The organism is Streptomyces sp. NBC_00247 (assembly GCF_036188265.1).
Classification (GTDB): Bacteria; Actinomycetota; Actinomycetes; order Streptomycetales; family Streptomycetaceae; genus Streptomyces.
This window is the reverse complement of sequence record NZ_CP108093.1, coordinates 6885773-6904906: the sequence shown is the minus strand read 5'-3', so window position 1 is coordinate 6904906 and position 19134 is coordinate 6885773. Positions and strand designations below refer to the sequence as shown.

13 protein-coding genes are annotated in these 19134 nt (G+C 73.4%); 8 read left to right on the top strand and 5 right to left on the bottom strand.

The features are described 5' to 3' along the window. Window positions 1-156: 156 nt before the first annotated feature. Window positions 157-768 carry a Dps family protein gene (locus OHT52_RS29410; protein WP_328723959.1) on the top strand — a complete coding sequence of 204 codons (612 nt, stop codon included), beginning with the start codon at window positions 157-159 and terminating at the stop codon, window positions 766-768. A 98-nt stretch (window positions 769-866) separates the two neighbouring features. Here the strand turns inward: OHT52_RS29410 and OHT52_RS29405 are convergent, their stop codons facing one another. The 3 genes from OHT52_RS29405 to OHT52_RS29395 form a co-directional block, all read right to left on the bottom strand. Continuing rightward, the gene (locus OHT52_RS29405; RefSeq protein ID WP_328723209.1) at window positions 867-1001 is read right to left on the bottom strand and encodes a hypothetical protein; all 135 of its coding nucleotides are present in this window, start codon (window positions 999-1001) and stop codon (window positions 867-869) included. Continuing rightward, window positions 998-1669 carry a hypothetical protein gene (locus tag OHT52_RS29400; RefSeq protein WP_328723208.1) on the bottom strand — a complete coding sequence of 224 codons (672 nt, stop codon included), beginning with the start codon at window positions 1667-1669 and terminating at the stop codon, window positions 998-1000. Before OHT52_RS29400 ends, OHT52_RS29405 begins: the two co-directional genes overlap by 4 nt. A 176-nt stretch (window positions 1670-1845) precedes the next feature. Continuing rightward, the gene (locus OHT52_RS29395) at window positions 1846-2109 is read right to left on the bottom strand and encodes a hypothetical protein (RefSeq protein WP_328723207.1); all 264 of its coding nucleotides are present in this window, start codon (window positions 2107-2109) and stop codon (window positions 1846-1848) included. A gap of 1076 nt (window positions 2110-3185) precedes the next feature. On the opposite strand from OHT52_RS29395, the gene OHT52_RS29390 reads away from it, so the two are divergent. From OHT52_RS29390 to OHT52_RS29360, 7 genes are all read left to right on the top strand, one after another. Further along, on the top strand, window positions 3186-4355 hold the full coding sequence (locus tag OHT52_RS29390) for an acyl-CoA dehydrogenase family protein (protein ID WP_328723206.1): 1170 nt from the start codon (window positions 3186-3188) through the stop codon (window positions 4353-4355). A gap of 76 nt (window positions 4356-4431) precedes the next feature. Then, window positions 4432-6093: an ABC transporter substrate-binding protein gene (locus OHT52_RS29385; RefSeq protein ID WP_328723205.1), complete on the top strand. Its 1662-nt coding sequence runs from the start codon at window positions 4432-4434 to the stop codon at window positions 6091-6093. Then, window positions 6090-7034 carry an ABC transporter permease gene (locus OHT52_RS29380; RefSeq protein ID WP_328723204.1) on the top strand — a complete coding sequence of 315 codons (945 nt, stop codon included), beginning with the start codon at window positions 6090-6092 and terminating at the stop codon, window positions 7032-7034. The genes OHT52_RS29385 and OHT52_RS29380 overlap by 4 nt, the downstream gene beginning before the upstream one ends. 3 nt (window positions 7035-7037) lie before the next feature. Further along, window positions 7038-7943, top strand: a complete 906-nt coding sequence (locus OHT52_RS29375; protein ID WP_328723203.1) for an ABC transporter permease — start codon at window positions 7038-7040, stop codon at window positions 7941-7943. Next, the gene (locus OHT52_RS29370; RefSeq protein ID WP_328723202.1) at window positions 7940-9805 is read left to right on the top strand and encodes an ABC transporter ATP-binding protein; all 1866 of its coding nucleotides are present in this window, start codon (window positions 7940-7942) and stop codon (window positions 9803-9805) included. The genes OHT52_RS29375 and OHT52_RS29370 overlap by 4 nt, the downstream gene beginning before the upstream one ends. After that, the gene (locus tag OHT52_RS29365; RefSeq protein ID WP_328723201.1) at window positions 9802-10578 is read left to right on the top strand and encodes a thioesterase II family protein; all 777 of its coding nucleotides are present in this window, start codon (window positions 9802-9804) and stop codon (window positions 10576-10578) included. Before OHT52_RS29370 ends, OHT52_RS29365 begins: the two co-directional genes overlap by 4 nt. A 79-nt stretch (window positions 10579-10657) precedes the next feature. Then, window positions 10658-13585, top strand: coding sequence for an ATP-binding protein (locus OHT52_RS29360; RefSeq protein WP_328723200.1), 2928 nt, complete (start codon window positions 10658-10660; stop codon window positions 13583-13585). Here the strand turns inward: OHT52_RS29360 and OHT52_RS29355 are convergent. Both OHT52_RS29355 and OHT52_RS29350 read right to left on the bottom strand, forming a co-directional pair. After that, on the bottom strand, window positions 13522-14682 hold the full coding sequence (locus tag OHT52_RS29355; RefSeq protein WP_328723199.1) for an LLM class flavin-dependent oxidoreductase: 1161 nt from the start codon (window positions 14680-14682) through the stop codon (window positions 13522-13524). The two genes, OHT52_RS29360 and OHT52_RS29355, sit on opposite strands and share 64 nt — an antisense overlap. Before the next feature lie 79 nt (window positions 14683-14761). Then, window positions 14762-18826 carry a type I polyketide synthase gene (locus tag OHT52_RS29350; RefSeq protein WP_328723198.1) on the bottom strand — a complete coding sequence of 1355 codons (4065 nt, stop codon included), beginning with the start codon at window positions 18824-18826 and terminating at the stop codon, window positions 14762-14764. Between the last annotated feature and the right edge of the window lie 308 nt (window positions 18827-19134).

Here is a 19134-nt window from a genome sequence, read left to right as displayed (position 1 = left end):
GCCACCGCCCCCACCGCCGGTCGGCGCGGGGGCGGTGGGCCGACCGGTACCTCCTTCGGGACCCAGTCCAGTGGCAACACGGCGTCACGCGCGTGAGAAGCGGGCGGAAGGGGGCAGGCGTGAGGACGTAGACCGTCCCACGATCCAGGAGTGACATTGCCCCCCAAGACCCGGTCCCCCCAGTACACCGTCCCCGGCCTCTCCACCAAGGAGGGGGCCGAGGTGATCAACGCACTCACACTGCGTCTGCACGCGCTCAACGACCTGGCCCTCACCCTCAAGCACATCCACTGGAACGTGGTGGGCCCGCACTTCATCGCCGTCCACGAGATGCTCGACCCGCAGACCGTCGCCGTACGGGAGATGGCCGACTCGGCGGCCGAGCGCATCTCCGCCCTCGGCGGCGAGCCGCAGGGGACGCCGGGCGCCATCGTGGCCGAGCGCACCTGGGACGACTACAGCATCGGCAGGGCCGACGCGATCGCCCACCTCGGTGCCCTGGACCTCGTGTACACCGGCATCATCGAGAGCCACCGCGAGGCGGTGGAACGGGTGGGTGCCATCGACCCGGTGACCGAGGACCTTCTCATCGAGCATCTGCGCGGGCTGGAGCAGTTCCAGTGGTTCGTCCGCGCCCATCTGGAGACCGGCTCCGGCGCTCTGCGCACCGGCGGCACGGCCACCGAGAAGCAGGCCGCGCGCAGCACCGGTGCGACGAAGCGCGCCCCGGCGCGCAAGACGGCGAACACCAAGCGCACCACGAAGTAGAACGGCCCCTTTCCCGCGCCCACCGGCCAGGCGTGCTCACCGGCGGGGCGTGGGCCGGGGGGCGTGGGCGGCAGAGGCCGACCGCGCTCGCCCGGAGGTCAGTCGGCGGGGCGGTTCCGGTGCTCCCCGCGCAGGACCCTGCCGGACGCCTCGGGGTCGTACGAACCGCAGGCCGTTCCCGCCCAGATGGACGCCTGCCGGGGCAGCGCGTAGTAGGGCACCAGCATGGTCACGGGCCGGCCGCGCTCGTCCCGGGCAGTCCACAGGGCGGGCAGTACGTCGGGGGCTCCCCCGCCAGCAGGGCGCGTCGGCAGGGCTCGCAGGCGGGGCGGCGGGACGCGGCGGCCTCCCGCGCGACGACCCGCCGCCCCTTGCGTACCCGTGGTTCCCGGGGTGGTTCCACGGACGGTCCGTGCAGCGGGTTGTAGTAGCAGCGCGGCCGTTGCGCGTGAGGGCGCTGCCCCAGGTGCCGGGCCCGCGCGGCGGCGAACAGCTCCACCGCACGGTCGGCGAGGACCACCGCGGCAGCGAGGTCGGGCAGGTCCGTCGCCTCGTCCAGGAGTTTGCCCGCCGCCTGGTAGGCGTCGGCGGCGGACAGGTAGTCCCGCCGCACCGCGTTCCGTCCGGGGTCGGGCGTGAACTCCAGGCGCGGGTCCGCGAGCAGTTCCCCCACCCGCGCCACGTGTTCCGCCACATCGGGAGCCAGCCGGGCCCGCAGGGCCTCCCACTCCGCCCGGACCAGACGCTCCCGTTCCCGGTCCTGGGAACGGGAACGGGAGCGGTTCCGGGCTCCGCCGTCCGCCGTTCCGTGTTCCGCAGGGGGGTTAAACCGGGGCGGACGGCCGGGACTCAGGGTCAGGCCGATACGGCGCAGCGGACCCAGGAAACGGTCTCTCTCCACGGTTTCCCCCTCCGCCGCCAGACCCCTTTCCGGCCGGCGTCCAGCTTAGAGGCCGTCCGCGATTCCTGGCGGGACGGCCTTGATCCAGTGGCCTCGGCGGAGCTCCCGCCCCCTCCCGTCAACGCGGACGGGGCCCGCCCCCGTAAGGGAGCGGGCCCCGCACCGGGCCGAACGGGTCAGTTGTTGTTCAGGTACTGAGCCCAGAAGAAGCCGGCCTCGAACGCGGCGGCGTCGCGCTCCTCCGAGGCGTACGTGATTCCGTACGGGCCACCGAGGTTGAGGTAGTCGGCCTTCTCGTGAGAAGCCTCGGCCTGCAGGTAGCCCGCGGCGACCTCGACGGACTCGCCGCCATTGTCGTTGCCGTGGGCGGCGGCAGGACCTGCGGCCATCAGCCCGGCAGCGGCGACGGTGGCCACTGTGATCGCGATACGGCGAAGCATGTGTACTCCCTTTGCGGGTCGTAACGAGTGGTGCTTTCACCGCATAATCACCCTTTTCGAACATCACCGAAAGCCGTCGGGAAGGGTATGCACCTGAACGGATGGCGGACTTGATCCACATGCGCGCACCCTGACCCTGATCGGCCCAATCCGTACCGGCCCCCCCCTTCCCGGCACGGAGGTTGGGGCGTCGTCCCGGCATCGGACACATGGCGGCCGCGACGCCCGGAGCACGCCTCCGCGGCACCTCGCGGGCAGGCTCTCCGCACGGTGCGCCACCCGATCACGGCGGCCCCCGGCGTCCCGTTCCGGGCGGCTTCCCTCCGCCCCTGCGGGAACCGCTCCGCCGCGATCCCGGAGTCGCGCGGCCGGACCCGGGACGCAGCCGCCGACCCGAATACGGTCGCCGCCCCCGGGCGGCGCGGAGGTCGGCCCGGGACTCGGGGAGGATCTACCCCGATCGGCGGCCGTGCCGTACCGTTCGCGCACGCCCGGCACCCCGGAGCCGGCCGGAACGGCCGCCCGTACGAGCGGGAAAACCCGGGCCCACGCGCGGCCCGCACGAGCCGAAGGCGATCGATGACGGAACGCGATCGATCCCGATCAGTATTCGGCATTGGACGCAGAGTGCACTGTTCCTGCATGCTCAGTGCCATGTTCAGGCCTGAGATGGTGAGGGAGTCCAGCCGGTACCCGGCCGGCGCTGCCGCATGCCACCGCGGACTCGGCGAACACCTGACGTCCCGTCTGACGCAGTGCCGAGTCGTGGACTTCGGGAAGGTCTGGTCGACCAGCTGTCGCTGAGACGACGCGTAGGTCCCGCCGGACTCCGGTGAACACCACTCCCTCCGCACGGCCGCGCACCGTAGCGCACCTTTTCCGAATCGCGTTCTCAGCCCCCCCACTGCCGCCGTACGCCCGGGTCCCTCGCGGCCCGGTAGTGACGCGCGGCCCGGAGCACCGTCACACCCTTTGCCCGCCGCGCCGCCCCACGTGGCCGGACAACTGCCCCGACCCAAGACCAAGGACACACCCATGGCCCGTGAACTCTCCCTCCCCGCCGCACTGGAGGGCCGATGAGCCAGACCACCGAAAGCCGGCCGCCGGCCGCCGATCTCGGCCGACTGGACGAGGTGACCACCTCGCTCGCGGCCAACGCCGCCGAGTACGACCGCACCGGGGCCTTTCCTCACAAGTCGATTCAACTGCTGCACGAGACGGGGCTGTTGACCGCCGGAGTGGATGCCCGCCACGGCGGGTCCGGGGCGACCTTCACCGAGGTCGCGAAGATCCTCCTGGCGGCGGGCCGCGGCGATCCGTCGACGGCGCTCATCGCGGGCATGACCATCGTCCCCCACCTGCTCCAGACGCGGAGCCCGTGGCCCGAGGAGCTCTACGCCCGGGTGCTCGCGGAGTCCGCCGAGCGTCCGACGCTGCTCAACCACGCGCGTGCGGAACCCGACTTGGGATCGTCCACCCACGGCCTGCCGACGACCGTCGCACGGCGGACGGCGAACGGCTGGTCGATCAGCGGACGCAAGCGGTTCGTCACCGGCGCGGAGGGCCTCAGCTATTTCCTGGTCTGGGCGGTGACCGACGAACCCTCCCCCCGGGTGGGCAACTTCATCGTCCCCGGCGGTACGCCCGGCATCGACATCGTGCCCACCTGGTTCCAGTTGGGGATGCGCGCCACGGGAAGCCACGAGGTGGAGTTCAGGGACGTCGAGATCCCCGCGGAGTACGTGCACGAGCTGGAACACCCCGGTACGCCGCCGGCCCCCGGCACTCTGCCGGGCAGCATCACCATGCTGCTCTCGTCCTCCCTCTACCTGGGGGTGGCGCGGGCCGCGCAGAGTTTCACGACCACGTGGGGTCACGAGCGGGTGCCTGCCGCGCTCGGCCGTCCGCTGGCCACCACGGACCGGTTCCGTCAGGCCGCCGGCGAGATCGAGACGCTGCTCTCCACCGCCGAGCAGCTGATCTTCGCGACGACGGACCGGGTCGACCGGGGCCTGCACGTACCGGGCGCCGACGCCCTGGCGTCGAAGGTTTTGGTCGTACGCCATGTCACCACCGCGGTCCAGACCGCGGTGCGCCTGCTCGGAAACCCGGGGCTGGCCCAGGGAAATCCGCTGGAGCGGCACTTCCGCGACATCCAGTCCGTCGGGGTGCACGCGCCCGGCGAGGACGCCTCCCTGCAGATCGTGGGCGCCGCCGCTCTCGCCGCGGGAGCCCCGCGTGACTGAGCCGACGCCACCCTTCTCCGCCGCCTCCCCTCTCCCCTCCCGCCCCCACGGGGGCGTCCACTCCTGGAGTTCCGCCATGCGTCCCACCCTGTCCAGACTCGGCCGCACCCTCGCGGTGGGGGTGAGCGGTCTCCTTCTCCTCTCCGCCTGCTCGTCCGGTGGTGACACCACCGCCGAGGCGGCGGGTTCGGGCAAGCCGGTGGCGGGCGGGACGCTCACCACCGCCGTCGACACCGAGCCCGTCTCCTGGGACATCCACGCAAGCACCCAGGACGTCACCGCGGAGATCGCGCGCGGGGTGTTCGACTCGCTGGTCTCGCAGGACTCCGAGGGGAAGTTCCACCCGTGGCTGGCCACCAAGTGGGAGGTGGCGGACGACTTCAAGAGCTACACCTTCCACCTGCGCGACGGCGTCACCTTCACCGACGGCTCGAAGTTCGACGCGTCGGTCGTGAAGGCCAACTTCGACCACATCGTGGCCAAGGAGACCAAGTCGCTGTACGCGGCGAACCTGCTCGGCCCCTACACGGGCACCGACGTCATCGATCCGCGGACGGTGAAGGTCAACTTCTCCAAGGCGTTCGCCCCCTTCCTCCAGGCGGCCAGCACCACGTATCTGGGCTTCTACTCCCCCGAGGCGCTCAAGGCGGGTGCGGGCAAGCTCGCCGCCGGCGGTCCCGCCGACGTGGGCAGCGGGCCGTTCGTCTTCAGCGCCTACACCAAGGGCCAGTCGGCGACGCTCACCCGCAACCCGGACTACGCCTGGGCCCCGGAGACGGCGACCCACACCGGCGCCGCCTACCTCGACAAGGTGGTCGTGCGCTTCCTGCCCACCGCCTCCGTGCGCGCGGGTGCCCTGACGAGTGGTCAGGTGCAGGTGGCCAAGGCGATTCCGCCGCAGAACGTCACCGCGCTCAAGGCCACCCCCGGCCTTCGGCTCATCTCCCGCGCCAACCCGGGCGGCAACTACAACCTCTGGCTCAACGGTTCGCTCGCGCCGCTGGACGACGTCCGCGTACGCAAGGCGATCCAGCGCGGCATCGACGTCGAGCAGGACGTGAAGACCGTCACCTTCGGCCAGTACCCCCGCGCCTGGAGCCCGATCAGCCCGACCACGCCGAACTACGACAAGTCCCTCGTGGGTAGTTGGCCCTACGACCCGAAGCTGTCGGCCCAGCTTCTGGACGAGGCCGGCTGGACCGGCAAGGACGCGCAGGGGTACCGCACCAAGGCGGGCAAGCGGCTGACCGTGGAGTGGCCGCAGCTGTCCATCCAGGCGACCCGCGAGGGGCGCGACGTACTCGGGCAGGCCGTGCAGGCGGACCTGAAGAAGATCGGCGTCGAGGTCAAGCGGCCGAACCTGGACATCGGTACGTACAACACCAAGGTCTACGGCGGCAAGGCGAACATCATCGACCTCAGCTGGCCCCGGTTCGACCCGGACGTGCTGTGGCTCTTCTTCAACTCCGGCAGCGCGCCCGCCAAGGGCGGCATCAACGCCACCTTCCTCACCGACTCGTCCTTCGACACGTGGACGGACCAGGGTCGCTCCACGCTGGACGAGAAGACCCGCGCCGACGTCTACCCGAAGGTGCAGCAGCGGGGCATCGATCTCGCGGTCGTCGTTCCCCTCTACACGCAGGTGTCCCTCGTCGGGCAGTCCGACAAGGTCAAGGGGCTCACCTTCAACGCGAGCAACTGGCTGACGTACTACGACGCCTGGCTGGCGGAGAAGTGACGGCGTCGGCGACGGTCCTGGCCGCCCGGGTCGCCCGGCGGCTGGGCTCGGCGGTGGCCGTACTGCTGGGGGCGGCGACCCTGGCCTTCCTCACCCTCCAGCTCATCCCCGGCGACCCCGTCTCCGTCCTGCTCGGTCCCTCCAACGCCGGCTCCCCCGAGGTGCGGGCGGAGATCGCCCGGGAGTACGGATTCGACCGGCCCGTCGCCGACCAGTACCTGCACTACCTGGGACGGCTCCTCCAGGGCGACCTGGGGCAGTCGTACCAACTCCAGCGCCCGGTCTGGTCACTGATGGCTGATCAGCTCTGGCCGACCGTGCAGCTGGCGCTCGCGGCCCTGCTCCTGGCCGTCGTCCTCGCGGTGGTCTCCGCGGTGGCGACGGCCGGGCGCCGGCCCGCCTTCCGGGCGGTCGCCTCGGTCTGGGAGCTGATCTCGGCGTCGACCCCGTCCTACTGGGTCGGAATCGTGCTGCTGACGGTGTTCTCCTTCCGGTTCCACGTCTTCCCGGTGGCCGGGGCGGAGGGCTTCGCCTCGCTGGTACTGCCCGCCGTCACCCTGGCGCTCCCGCTCACGGGGGTGCTGGCGCAGGTGCTGCGCGAGGGCCTCGAAGCCGCCCTGGAGCAGCCGTTCGTGGTCACCGCCCGCTCACGCGGGGTGGGGAGGACGGCGGTACGGCTCCGGCACGCGCTGCGTCACTGCGCGGTGCCGCTGCTCACCCTGACGGGGTGGCTCACCGGGTCCCTGATCGGGGGCGCGGTGCTGGTGGAGACGGTGTTCGGCCGGCCCGGAATCGGCTCGCTCGTCCTGCAGGCGGTGAGCGCCAAGGACATGCCGGTGGTGATCGGCGTGGTACTGCTCTCGGCCTTCGTCTTCGTCGTGATCTCCACCGTGGTGGAGCTGCTCTACCCCGTCATCGACCCGCGGCTCAGGAGCGCCTGACCCATGGCACGTACCCTCGTCCCCGAACCCGCCACCGGCGGTCCCGTCGCCGTCGTGTCCGCGCCCGCGCGGACCCGGCGGCGAGGCGCCGGAGCGTTCGCTTCCGTTCCGCCGACCGTGGTGGCGGCGGGCGCCCTGCTGGTGCTCATCGTGCTGGTGGCGGTGGCACCCGGGCTGTTCACCGACGTCCCGCCCTCCGCGATCGATCCGCTCGACGCCCTGAAGGCCCCGAGTTCCGCGCACTGGCTGGGAACCGACCAGCTGGGCCGGGACCTGTTCTCGCGCATCCTGCACGGCGCCCGGCCGTCCCTGCTGCTGGGCTTCGGCTCGACGCTCATCGCGGTGGCCGGAGGTGCCGTGCTCGGTCTCGCGGCGGCGCTGGGCGGCCGGGCGGCCGACGGAATCCTGATGCGGCTGGCGGACATCCTGCTGGCTCTGCCCGGACTCCTGCTCGCGCTGCTGGTGGTGACCGTGCTGGGCACCGGCACGGTCAACGTCATGCTGGCCATCGGCATCGCCTTCGTCCCCGGCTACGCCCGGCTCGTCCGCGCGGAGGCGCTGGTGGTCCGCGGCTCCGGTTACGTCGAGTCTGCCGTCGCGCTCGGTCTGCCGCGCCGGCAGATCGTGCTGCGGCACATCCTGCCGAACGCCCTGGCACCCCTGCTGACCCTGGCGACGGTGGGGTTCGGCACCGCGCTGATCTCCGCCTCCGGGCTCAGTTTCCTCGGCCTCGGTCCCGCCGCCCCCTCGCCCGAATGGGGGGCGTTGCTCTCCGCCGGGCGCGACTTCCTCCAGACGGCCTGGTGGATCGGCGTGTTCCCCGGCGCGGCCGTCACGACGACGGTGATCGCCGTCAACGTGGTCGGCCGTTACGCCCAGCAGCGCTTCACCCGGAGGTCCGCCCGATGAACGCCCCCGTGTCGCCCCTGCTGACCGTAGAAGGGCTGGACGTCACCTTCCGCCGGGACGGGGAGGTACGCGCCGTCCGTGACGTGTCCCTCACCCTGGACCGGGGCGAATGCCTCGCCGTTGTCGGGGAGTCGGGCTCCGGCAAGAGCGTGACCGCCCGTACCCTGCTCGGGCTGACGGGGAACCACGCCTCGGTATCCGCCCGGCGGCTCGAATTCGACGGCACCGACCTCACCGCCCTCTCCGAACGCCAGTGGCGTGCCGTGCGGGGGCGCCGCATCGGGCTGGTGCTCCAGGACGCGCTGGTCTCGCTCGACCCGCTGCGCACGGTGGGTGCGGAGGTGGGCGAGACGCTGCGCGAGCACTCCCTCGCCACGGGGCCCGGGGTGCGGGAGCGGACGCTCGCGCTGCTGTCCGAGGCGGGCATCCCCGACCCGGAGCGGCGGGCGGCGGAGTATCCCCACCAGTTGTCCGGGGGACTGCGCCAGCGCGCCCTGATCGCCTCCGCTCTGTCCGGCGCCCCGGAGCTGCTGGTGGCGGACGAGCCGACGACGGCGCTGGACGTGACGGTGCAGGCCCAGGTGCTGGATCTGCTGGGGCGACTGGTCGGGGAGGGGACCGCGCTCCTGCTGATCAGCCACGACCTGTCGGTGGTGGCCAGGCTCGCGGACCGGGTCGCCGTGATGTACGGCGGCCTGGTGGTCGAGCAGGGGCGGGCCGCCGACGTACTGCGGAACCCCCGGCACCCCTACACCCGGGCCCTGCTGGCGGCGGTGCCGACGATCGGCTCCAAAGGGCGCGCGCTCTCCGTGGCCCCCGCCGGGCGGCCCGCCGCCGGTCCGGGCGGCTGCCCGTACGCGGCACGCTGCCTCTCGGCGGACGACCTGTGCCGTACGGAACTCCCGGCGCCGGAGACGGACGGGGACGGGCACCTGACGCTCTGCCGCTACCCCGGCGGGGCGGTCCCCCTCGCGGCACCGAACGCCTCGCGGCCCCGGACGCGGGTGACGGCGGTCGCGGAGCCCCGGGACGAGCCGGCCGGGGCCACGGGTCCGGCGCTGCTGGAGGTGGCGGGTGTCTCCAAGAGTTTCCGGGCGCCCGGCGGTGGCTCCTGGACCGCGGTACGCGACGTCTCCTTCCGCATCGGCGCCGGTGAGACCCTGGGGCTGGTCGGCGAGTCGGGCTCCGGCAAGACGACGACGGCTCGCATCGTGCTGGGTCTGGTGGAGCCGGACGAGGGTTCCGTACGGTTCGAGGGTCAGGCCTGGAGCGGCCTGCCCGAGCGGGCCCGGCGCGAGCGGCGGCGCCACCTCCAGGTGGTCCACCAGGACCCGCTCGGCTCCTTCGACCCCCGGCACACGGTACGGCGCGTCGTCGCCGAGGCCGCTGCCCGGGCAGGGATACCGCGGGGCCGGGCCCGGACCGCGCGAGTCCTCGAACTCCTCGGCCAGGTCGGCCTGTCGGCGGCGGTCGCGGACAGGCGACCGCTGCAACTCTCCGGCGGACAGCGTCAACGCGTCGCCATCGCGCGGGCGTTGGCCACCGAGCCCCGGCTGATCGTCTGCGACGAGCCGGTCTCCGCGCTGGACGTGTCGATCCAGGCACAGGTGCTCGATCTGCTGGCGGAACTCCAGCGGGAGCTGGGCCTCGCCCTGCTGTTCATCTCGCACGATCTCGGTGTCGTCCACCACGTGAGCGACCGGGTGATCGTGATGAAGGACGGAGAGCTGGTCGAGTCGGGACACGTGGAACAGATCTTCGACCATCCCGCCCACCCGTACACCCGCGAACTGCTCGCCGCGCTGCCCCGGCCCGACCGGGACCGGGAATCCGAGCGCGACCAGGAAGAGGTACGGGCATGACGACCGGGCTCGACACGGAACTCTGGATCCGGCGTTTCCACCCCTGCCCCGAGGCCACCGCCAGGCTGGTGTGCTTCCCGCACGCCGGGGGTTCCGCGGGCTTCTGGTTCGCGCTCTCCGCGCGGCTCCACCCGAAGGTGGAGGTGCTGGCCGTGCAGTACCCCGGGCGCCAGGAGCGCCGGGCGGAACCGCCGGCCGAGGACATCGGCGGCCTGGCCGACGCGCTCGCCGGGGTCCTGAAGCCCTTGTGGGACGCGCCGCCCGCGTTCCTCGGCCACAGCATGGGCGCGGTGGTGGCGTACGAGACGGCCCGCCGGCTGTCGGCCGCCACCGGCGCGGGGCCCGCCGCGCTCTTCGCCTCCGGACGCCGCGCCCCTTCCGCCCACCGCGAGGAGACACTCCATCTCGCGGACGACGGTGCCCTGCTGGCGGAGATCGTCCGCCAAGGCGGCACACCGGCAGCCCTGTTGGATGAGCCGGAGCTGGTGGAGATGATCCTGCCCGCACTGCGCGGCGACTACCGGGCGATCGAACGCTACCGGTACCGCCCCGGCCCCCTCCTCGACACCCCGGTCACCGTGCTGACCGGCAGCGAAGACCCCAAGGTGACACCCGAGGAGGCGCGGGCCTGGCAGGACCACACCACCGGCGCCACGGAGGTGCTGACCTTCACCGGCGGCCACTTCTTCCCCCTCCGGCACCAGGACCGGATCGGGGCGTTGATCGAGGGACGGCTGCTGCCGGGGTCCGCGCCGCCGCAGCCCCGGCCCTGACGTCCTCGCCGGCCCCCACCCGAGAGCAGATGTCCGAAATTCGCGCGACGCGCCGCGTCGCAGAGATGTGGAGCTTGTTGTGGTCTTTGTCGAGCGTGAGAACCAGTTGACGCGACTTCGAGAGCTGCTGGCCGACTGTCTCGGCGGACGCGGGAGCGTCGTCGCCGTCAGCGGTCCGGTGGCGGCCGGAAAGACCGAACTGCTCCACGTCTTCGGCGAGATCGCGGCCGGCGAAGGCGCGGTGGTCCTGCACGCGGTGGCCAGGTGCTCCGAACAGGACGTACCGCTGGGCGTCGTCGGCCAGCTCTTCGGACGCGAGCACTTCGCGCCCGAAGAGCGCGCCCGGGTGCTGCGGCTGCCCCGAAACGGCGGATCGGCTACCTGCGACGCGGACCTGTTGTCCGCCGGCGCGACGCCGACGCACGCCGGGCAGGTCCACTGGGAGTCGATCCGCGCGCTGTCGGAGCGCAAGCCGGTGGTGGTGGCGGTCGACGATCTGCACTTCGCCGACCCCGCGTCGCTGAACTCCCTGATCCACATGGGCGGTCTGCTCCGCGCCTCCCGGGTGCTGATCGTGGTGACCGAATCCGACCCTTCGACCGACGGAGACGCGACCGAGCGCGCCTGGCGCACGCCGCTGCTCCGGCAGCGCCATTTCACCCGCGTACGGGTCCGCCCGCTCACCCTCGCGGCCACCGGGCGGATGCTCGCCGGGCTGCTGCCGGGGGGTGTCCTCGCACCGGATGCCGCCGCCTCCTGGCACCGGCTCAGTGGTGGCAACCCGCTGCTGCTGCGCGCGCTCGCGGAGGACTGGTACGAGCGTCCCGGCGGCCCGGTCGCCGGACGGGAGCCCCGTGCGGGGGCGGAGTTCGGCCGAGCGGTGGACACCTGCGTGCGCAGGGCCGGGCGCCGGTTCCGTGACGCGGCCCGCGCGCTCGCGGTGCTGGACGCCTCCGGCTCGCACCACCGGCTGGCGCGGCTGCTCGGACTGCCGCAGTCCGAGGTGGACCAGACGCTGGCGGCGATGGACGCCGTCGGCGTCCTGGACGAGGGCCGCTACCGCCACCCCGCCGCGGGCGTCGCCGTCCTGGCGGGCATGCCGGCCGTCGACCGCTCGGCGCTGCACCGGGACGCTGCCCGGCTGCTCCACGGGGCGGGGGACCTCGCGTCCGCCGTCGCCGTCCATCTGCTGGCGGCCGGGCACGGCGACGAGCCGTTCGCCTTCCCGGTGCTGCTGGACGCGGCCCGCGAAGCCCTGCGGCGGGACGACACGGGGTTCGCGGAGGCGTGCCTCGACCTCGCGGCGCAGGCGTGCGCGGACGAGGAGCAGCGGGTGACGGTCACCCTGCTGCGGAGCCTCGTCGATTCCCGCAGCGACCCGGACACGGCTTGCCGGAGGCTGCGACCGCTGGTGGAGGCGCTGCGGGAGGGCCGTCTGACCGGCTGCCAGAGCGTGTCCCTCCTGGGACGGCTGCTCCGCAACGGCAGCGGGGAGGAGATCACTCTCGCCCTCAGCCGGCTCGAACGGTTCTCGGACACGCTGGACGCGAGCTCCGCGGTCGAGTACCTCGCCGCCCGGGAGTGGGTGCGCGCGTCGCATCCCGCGCTGTTGCGGGAAACAGGACCCCGGCTCCGTTCCGCCCCGCCGGCCGCGCGGAACGCCCGGGGCGCGCGCGGCGGGAGGCCCGAGGGGGTCCGGGCGACGGACGGGGCACCGAAGCCGATGGCCGCCGTGCTGAACGGGCTGCTGCGTTCGGGACCCGACCGGGAGAGCGTACGGAGCGCCGAACTGGCCCTCCAGTCCACCCCGTTGGACGACGAGGGCTTCGACACGCTCCACCTCGCCCTGTCCGTTCTGGTGTACGCGGACCGCTCGGACCTGGCGGTGGGCTGGTGCGACGCGCTGTTGCGGGAGGCGACCGAGCGGGACGCCCCGGCGTGGCAGGCGCTGTTCGCGGCGGTCCGTGCGGAGATAGCCCTACGGCAGGGCGACGCACGGCTCACGGAGCATGCCGCGCGAAGGGCCATGTCGCTCATTTCGACCGGGAGTTGGGGCGTGCTGATCGGATCCCCGCTCTCCAGTCTGCTGCTCGCCGCCACCGCGACGGGCACGGTACCGGACGCCGGAGTCCCGCGTACGTGGACCCTGCCCGAGCAGTTGTTCCAGACGAGGTTCGGTGCCCAGTACCTCCACGCGCGCGGCCGGCAGCGGCTCTCGCTCGATCTGCTGCACGCGGCGCTGGACGATCTGACGCGGTGCGGTCGGCTGTTGCGGGAGTGGGACATCGACCAGCCGGCGTTCGTGCCGTGGCGGAGCGACGCGGTGACGGCGCTGCTGCGGCTCGGCAGGACCGACGAGGCCCGCCGTCTCGCGTCCGAGCAGCTCGACCTGGTCTCGCCCGAGCAGACCCGGGCCCGGGGGATGGCGTTGCGGACGGCCGCCTCCGTGTCGGACCCGAGACGGCGCGCGGCGCTGCTGCGGGAGTCGGCGGACCTGCTGGGCGCGGCCGGTGACCGACTCGAACTGGCGCGTGCCCTCGCCGATCTGAGCGCGGTCCACACCCGGGCGGGCCAGACCGGCAGGGCGCGGATGGTCGCCCGGCAGGCCCAGGAGATCGCCGAGGACCGGGGGTTCGCCCCGCTGTCCCGGCGGCTCGCCGCGCAGGAGTCCCGCGCGGCGAGGGACGACCGGGACACCGGTGTCGCCCTGCTCAGTGGCTCGGAGTCGCAGGTGGCGGCGCTCGCGGTGGCGGGCCATTCGAACCGGGAGATCGCCGAGAAGCTGTTCATCACCGTCAGCACGGTGGAGCAGCATCTGACGCACGCCTACCGCAAGCTCCGGGTGAAGGGCCGGGCCGATCTTCCGAGTTCCCTGCGGGAGCACGGCCGGGCGCAGCAGCCCGCCGGTGGCCGGGCACGCGAGCACACGCGCCCGGCCGGGGGTCAGAGCGCCGGGGCGGGGGGTACCGGCAGTCCGAGCAGTCCACGCAGCGTGTCCGCCTCGTAGGCGGTCCGGAAAGCGCCCCGGGCCTGGAGTTCGGGCACCAGTTCCCGGGTGATGGCGTGGAGGTCGTGGGGCAGGGCGCCGGGGCGCAGGCGGTACCCGGACAGCCCTGCCTCTTGCCATTCCAGGAGCAGGTCGGCGATCTCCGCGGGGGTCCCCGCGACGATCTCGGCGTCGGAGGCGTAGGTGCTGCCGTGCGCCTCGTTCAGACGTGCCAGGCGCTCGGCCGCACGGCCGGGGGTGCTGTCGAGGAAGACCACGAGGTCGCCGAAGACGTGCACCTTCTGGTTCGCGCGCCCGGCCGCCTCCTGCTCGGCCCTGACCTCCTCCACGGTGGCCCGGGCCTCCTCGGCGCTGTGCGGGGTCACCGAGACGACGTCGGCCGAGCGGGCCCCGTACCGGTACGGCAGGGTGATGTGGGCGACGGTGAAGACGACCGGGTGGCCCTGGGGCGCGCGGGGGGCGAGGGACGGCGAGTCGATGGTGATCCAGTCGCCCGCGGCTCCGCCGAGGGGCTCGATCTCGGTGAAGCTGCCGTGCGGGTCCGGGTCGGCGGGGGCGAACCTGCCGGGCGCGGCGATGTCCCGCAACGCCTTCTCGTCGTCGACGCCGTCCCAGAGGGCACGCACGACGCGCACCAGGTCGGCGGCGCGTTCGAAGAGTTCGGCCATCGGCGTCTGCACCTCGGGGGTGAAGATGTCGGCTATCACGATCGGCCGTGCGGGGGTGACCGGTGTGCGCCAGCCGGCCCGGCCTTCGCTGAGGTGGTCGAGGGTGGCGATCGCCTTCGCGACGTTCGTCGGCTGGGCGTGGTCGGTCACGATGCTCGGGATCAGGCCGATGCGCTCGGTGCGGGCGGCCAGCGCCGAGGCGACGAGGACGGCGTCCAGGCGGTGGTTCACGTGCCCGGCGGGGCGCTTCGGCGGGTCCTCGACCGTGACGAAGTCCAGCAGCCCGCGTTCGGCCTCCTGGGCGAGGGCGGTCCAGTGCGCCAGGCCGAAGAGGTTCCCTGCCGGGGCGTCCGGCCCCGCGCCGGCCGCCGGGTGCCAGCCGACGTTGTCCAGTGCTACGGCGAGGTGCAGCGGCTGTGGTGCGGTCATCGTGTTCTTCTCTCTCGTGTTCTTTCGGTGCGGGATGCGGTGGTTCGGCGCGGTGGTGCCGCCGGGCCGCCGTGCGGGTTCAGTCCCGGGGGCTCAGCCACGTCTCGACGGCGGCCGCGGTGGTCGCCGAGTGCTCCTCCAGTACGGAGAAGTGGTCGCCCGGGACGTCGGCGGTCTCGTGCGGCAGCCGCCAGAAGGCTCGGGTGCCGCCCGCGGGGTCGTCCGGAGTCCCGGGGAGCGGCGCTTCGGCGCGGAGCAGCAGGGTGGGGGTGGTGACCGGCCTCGGCTGCCAGGTGCCGAAGGTGCGGAGGTAACGTCCCATCGTGGTGATGCCGTTGTCGGTGAGCCCGAGGTCGAAGGCGTCGAACCGGTCGACCATTGCGTTGATCATGGCGGGCATCCACCACTCCATTCCCGGCAGGGACGCGGTGTCCATCGGGTAGGTGTCCACCATCGCCAGGCCCGTCGGCGGGGTGCCGCGCCGTTCGAGTTCCTCGGTCACCGCGTGGGCGACACAGCCGCCCAGGGACCGCCCCAGCATGGCGAACGGCCTTTCTCCCACTAGGCGTTGTACCGCGTCGGCCTGCATGGCCACGAACGTCTTTGCCGAGTCGGGCAGTGCGCCGTCTTCCCGGTAGCCGGGCGCGGGGACGGCGAAGACGTCGCGTACGCCGTGCAGCGACTGGCCGAAGCGGGCGTACTCGTGCGGCCCGGACAGGGCGGTGAGGGCGGGGAAGCAGACCAGTGCGGTGCGTGCGTCGCCCTCGGCCAGTACCACGGGTTCGACGGCGTGGCGGGCACGGTCCGCCGGGCCGAAGGTGGACCTCAACCGCGAGGCGGCCACTGCCACTTCGGTGGCCGCGGCGATCTCCTGCGCGGCGCACAGCCGCAGGTAGAGCGCGGTGAGGGGCCCCTCGGCGGAAGCGTTCGGCCGGTGCCGCGCCCGCATGAGCTCGCCCAAGTGCTGGGCAAGAGAAGTGGGTTCGGGGTAACGGATGGTGAGCGCCCCTGCGAGGGTCAGGCCCGTGCGGGCGGCGAGCCTGGTACGCAGTTCGACGGCGGAGAGCGAGTCCAGGCCCACTTCGACGAAGGCCCGGTCGGGCGCCACCGCGTCGGGTGCCGCGTGCCCGAGGACGGACGACACCTCCGCCGTGACGAGGTCGAGCAGCGCGGTGTCGAGGGCGGTCCCGGACAGCTCCGCGTGCCGCTCGGCCCAGCTCGGCCCCGCGGCGGGAGGCTCGGGAGCGGTGAGCAGGGGTGCGCCGGTCGTGCCGCGGGTCACGGTGGCATCGAGCCAGTGGCGGCGGCGCTGGAAGGGGTAGGTGGGCAGGTTTACCGTGCGCGGCGCGCGGCCCTCGAAGACGGCCCGCCAGTCGACCGGCACCCCGTCCGCGTGGAGGCGGGCCAACGCCGTCAGCAAGGTCGTCGCCTCGGGCCGGCCGCCGCGCAGCAGGGGCACCAGGACGGCGGGCGACGCCGCGTCGGGAGCCTGGACGGTCAGGATGTCGGCGGCCAGCCCGGTGAGGACGGCGTCCGGCCCGATCTCGACGAACCGGGTGGCCCCGGACGCGCGCAGCTCCCGCACCACGTCGAGGAAGCGGACCGGCCGCCGGGCGTGCTCGGTCCAGTGGTCCGCCGTGCCGAGCTCCCCCGCCGTGGCGGGGGCGCCGGTCAGGTCGGAGACCACGGGGACGGCGGGCTCTTCGTACCGCAGCGCCTTCGCCGTGCGGTGGAACTCGTCCAGCATCGGGTCCATACGGGGCGAGTGGAAGGCGTGGCTCACCCGCAGCCGGGAGGTTCTGCGACCGCGGGCCTTGAAGGCGGCGGCGACGGCGAGCACGGGTTCCTCGTCTCCGGAGACGACCACCGAGCGGGGACCGTTGACCGCGGCGATCGCGACGGTCTCCCCCGCCCCGGCGAGTTCCTCGGCGACTTCCTCCTCGGTCGCCTCGACCGCCGCCATCGCACCGCCGGGCGGCAGCGCCTGCATCAGCCGCCCGCGCGCCGCGACCAGGGCGGCGGCGTCGTCCAGGGAGAGCACCCCGGCCACGTGGGCGGCGGCGAGCCCGCCGATCGAGTGCCCCGCGACGAGGTCGGGCCGCACGCCCCAGGTGTCCAGCAGCCGGAAGAGCGCGACCTCCACGGCGAAGAGGGCGGGCTGCGCGTACTCGGTCCGGTCGAGCAGTCCGCCGCGGTCGGCGGACAGCACGGCCTCGCGCACCGGCTGGGAGAGGTGGCCCTCGCAGTGGCGGTCGAGCGCTGCGGCCACCTCGTCGAAGGCGCGGGCGTAGGCGGGGAACCGCTCGTGCAGCTCCCGCCCCATGGCGGCCCGCTGGCTGCCCTGTCCGGTGAAGAGGAAGGCGGTGCGGCCGGTGCGTGCGGTGCGGGGAAGATCCTCCCCGGCACCGACGACGGCGGCCGAGGAGTGTCCGTCGGCCAGTGCCCGCAGCCCGGCGAGGAGCTCGCGACGGTCCGCCGCGACCACGGTGGCGCGGTGCGGGTGCGCGGTGCGGGCGGTGGCCAGCGACCAGGACACGTCGAGCGGGTCGAGTCCGGGGCGGGACTCCAGCAGCTCCGCCAGCCGGGCCGCCTGCTCCCGCAGGGCCTGCGCCGACCTGGCGGAGAGCAGCCAGGGCAGCACACCGGTGGCGCGGGACCCGGCGTCCTCGCCCGGCTCGCTCCCGTCCGTTCCCGGAGAGTCCGTACCCGCAGAGTCCGTACCCGGAGAGTCCGCGGTCGGAGAGTCCGCGGTCGGTGCGGCGGGGGCCTCCTCGACGATGACGTGGGCGTTCGTCCCGCTCACGCCGAAGGCGGAGACGCCGGCCCGGCGGGGACGTCCGGTCTCCGGCCACGGGCGGGCCTCGTCCAGCAGCCGCACCCCGCCGCCCGCCCACTCCACGTGCGGGGTGGGCGTGCCGGTGTGCAGGGACTGCGGCAGGACGCCGTGGCGGATCGACTGCACCGCCTTGATCAGTCCGGCCACTCCGGCGGCGGCGGCCGTGTGTCCGATGTTGGACTTGAGCGAACCGAGCCAGAGCGGGGCGTCCTCGGACCGGCCGCTTCCGTAGATCTCCTGGAGCGCCTGGGCCTCGATCGGGTCGCCGAGGGTGGTGCCGGTACCGTGCCCCTCCACCAGGTCGACGTCGTGCGGGGCGAGATCCGCGGCGGCCAGCGCCTGCCGGATGACACGCTGCTGGGCCGGCCCGTTGGGGGCGGTCAGGCCGTTCGACGCGCCGTCCTGGTTCACCGCGGAGCCGCGTACCACCGCGAGCACCCGGTGGCCGAGCCGCCGCGCGTCCGACAACCGCTCCACCAGCAGGAGGCCCACGCCCTCCGCCCAGCCGGTGCCGTCCGCCCCGGCGCCGTACGCGCGGCACCGGCCGTCCGGCGACAGGCCGCGCTGGCGGGAGAACTCCACGAAGCCGGCCGGGGTGGACATCACGGTCGCCCCGCCCGCGAGCGCGAGGTCGCACTCCCCCGAGCGCAGCGCCTGTACGGCGAGGTGGAGCGCCACCAGCGAGGAGGAGCACGCCGTGTCCACCGTCACCGCCGGACCCTCGAACCCGTACGTGTAGGAGATGCGCCCCGACGCCACACTGGCGAGGTTGCCGATGCCGAGGTACCCCTCCAAGTCGGCCGGTACCTCGGCCAGGCGGTGGTGGTAGTCCTGCGCGGTCAGGCCGACGAAGACGCCGGTGCGGCTGCCGCGCAGGGAGTCCGGCGCGATCCCGGCCCGCTCGAACGCCTCCCAGGACGACTCCAGCAGCAGCCGCTGCTGCGGATCGGTGGCGAGCGCCTCGCGCGGTGACATCTCGAAGAACTCCGCGTCGAAGTCGGCCGCGTCGTAGAGGAATCCGCCGTGCCGGGCGTAACTGGTGCCGGGGTGGGTGGGATCGGGGTCGTAGAGAGCTTCGTGGTCCCAGCCGCGGTCCTCGGGCCAGGGTCCGACCGCGTCGCCGCCCGCGGCCACCAGCTCCCAGAGCGCCTCGGGCGAGTCCACCCCGCCCGGCAGCCTGCAGCTCATGCCGACGACGGCGATCGGCTCCCGGAGGCCGGACTCGACCTCCCGCAAGCGCTTCTGCGCTTCCCGGTTCTCGGCGAGCGCGCGCTTGAGGTAGCTGCGCAGCTTCTCCTCATCGGCCACGACCGGTCACCTCCTCCATGGTCCGTGCTCCTGTGACGAAATACCCTTGGTGCAGCGCGAGTCGCTCACCCGCCGATCGGTCCTGGTTCATCGCGCCTCGCTGTCCATCAGCTCGAAGAGCTCTTCGTCGGTGGCCTCGTCCAGGTCGATCTCCTCGGCGTCCCTCTCCTCGGGCGCGGGCCGGCCGGTGTCCCATCGGGCCACCAACGCGCGCAGCCGGGAGAGCAGTTCGGTTCCGTCCGGGTCGAGGGGGCCGGTACCGGGCACGGCCTGTTCCAGCAGGGCGAGGGCGTCCTCCGCGGAGCCTC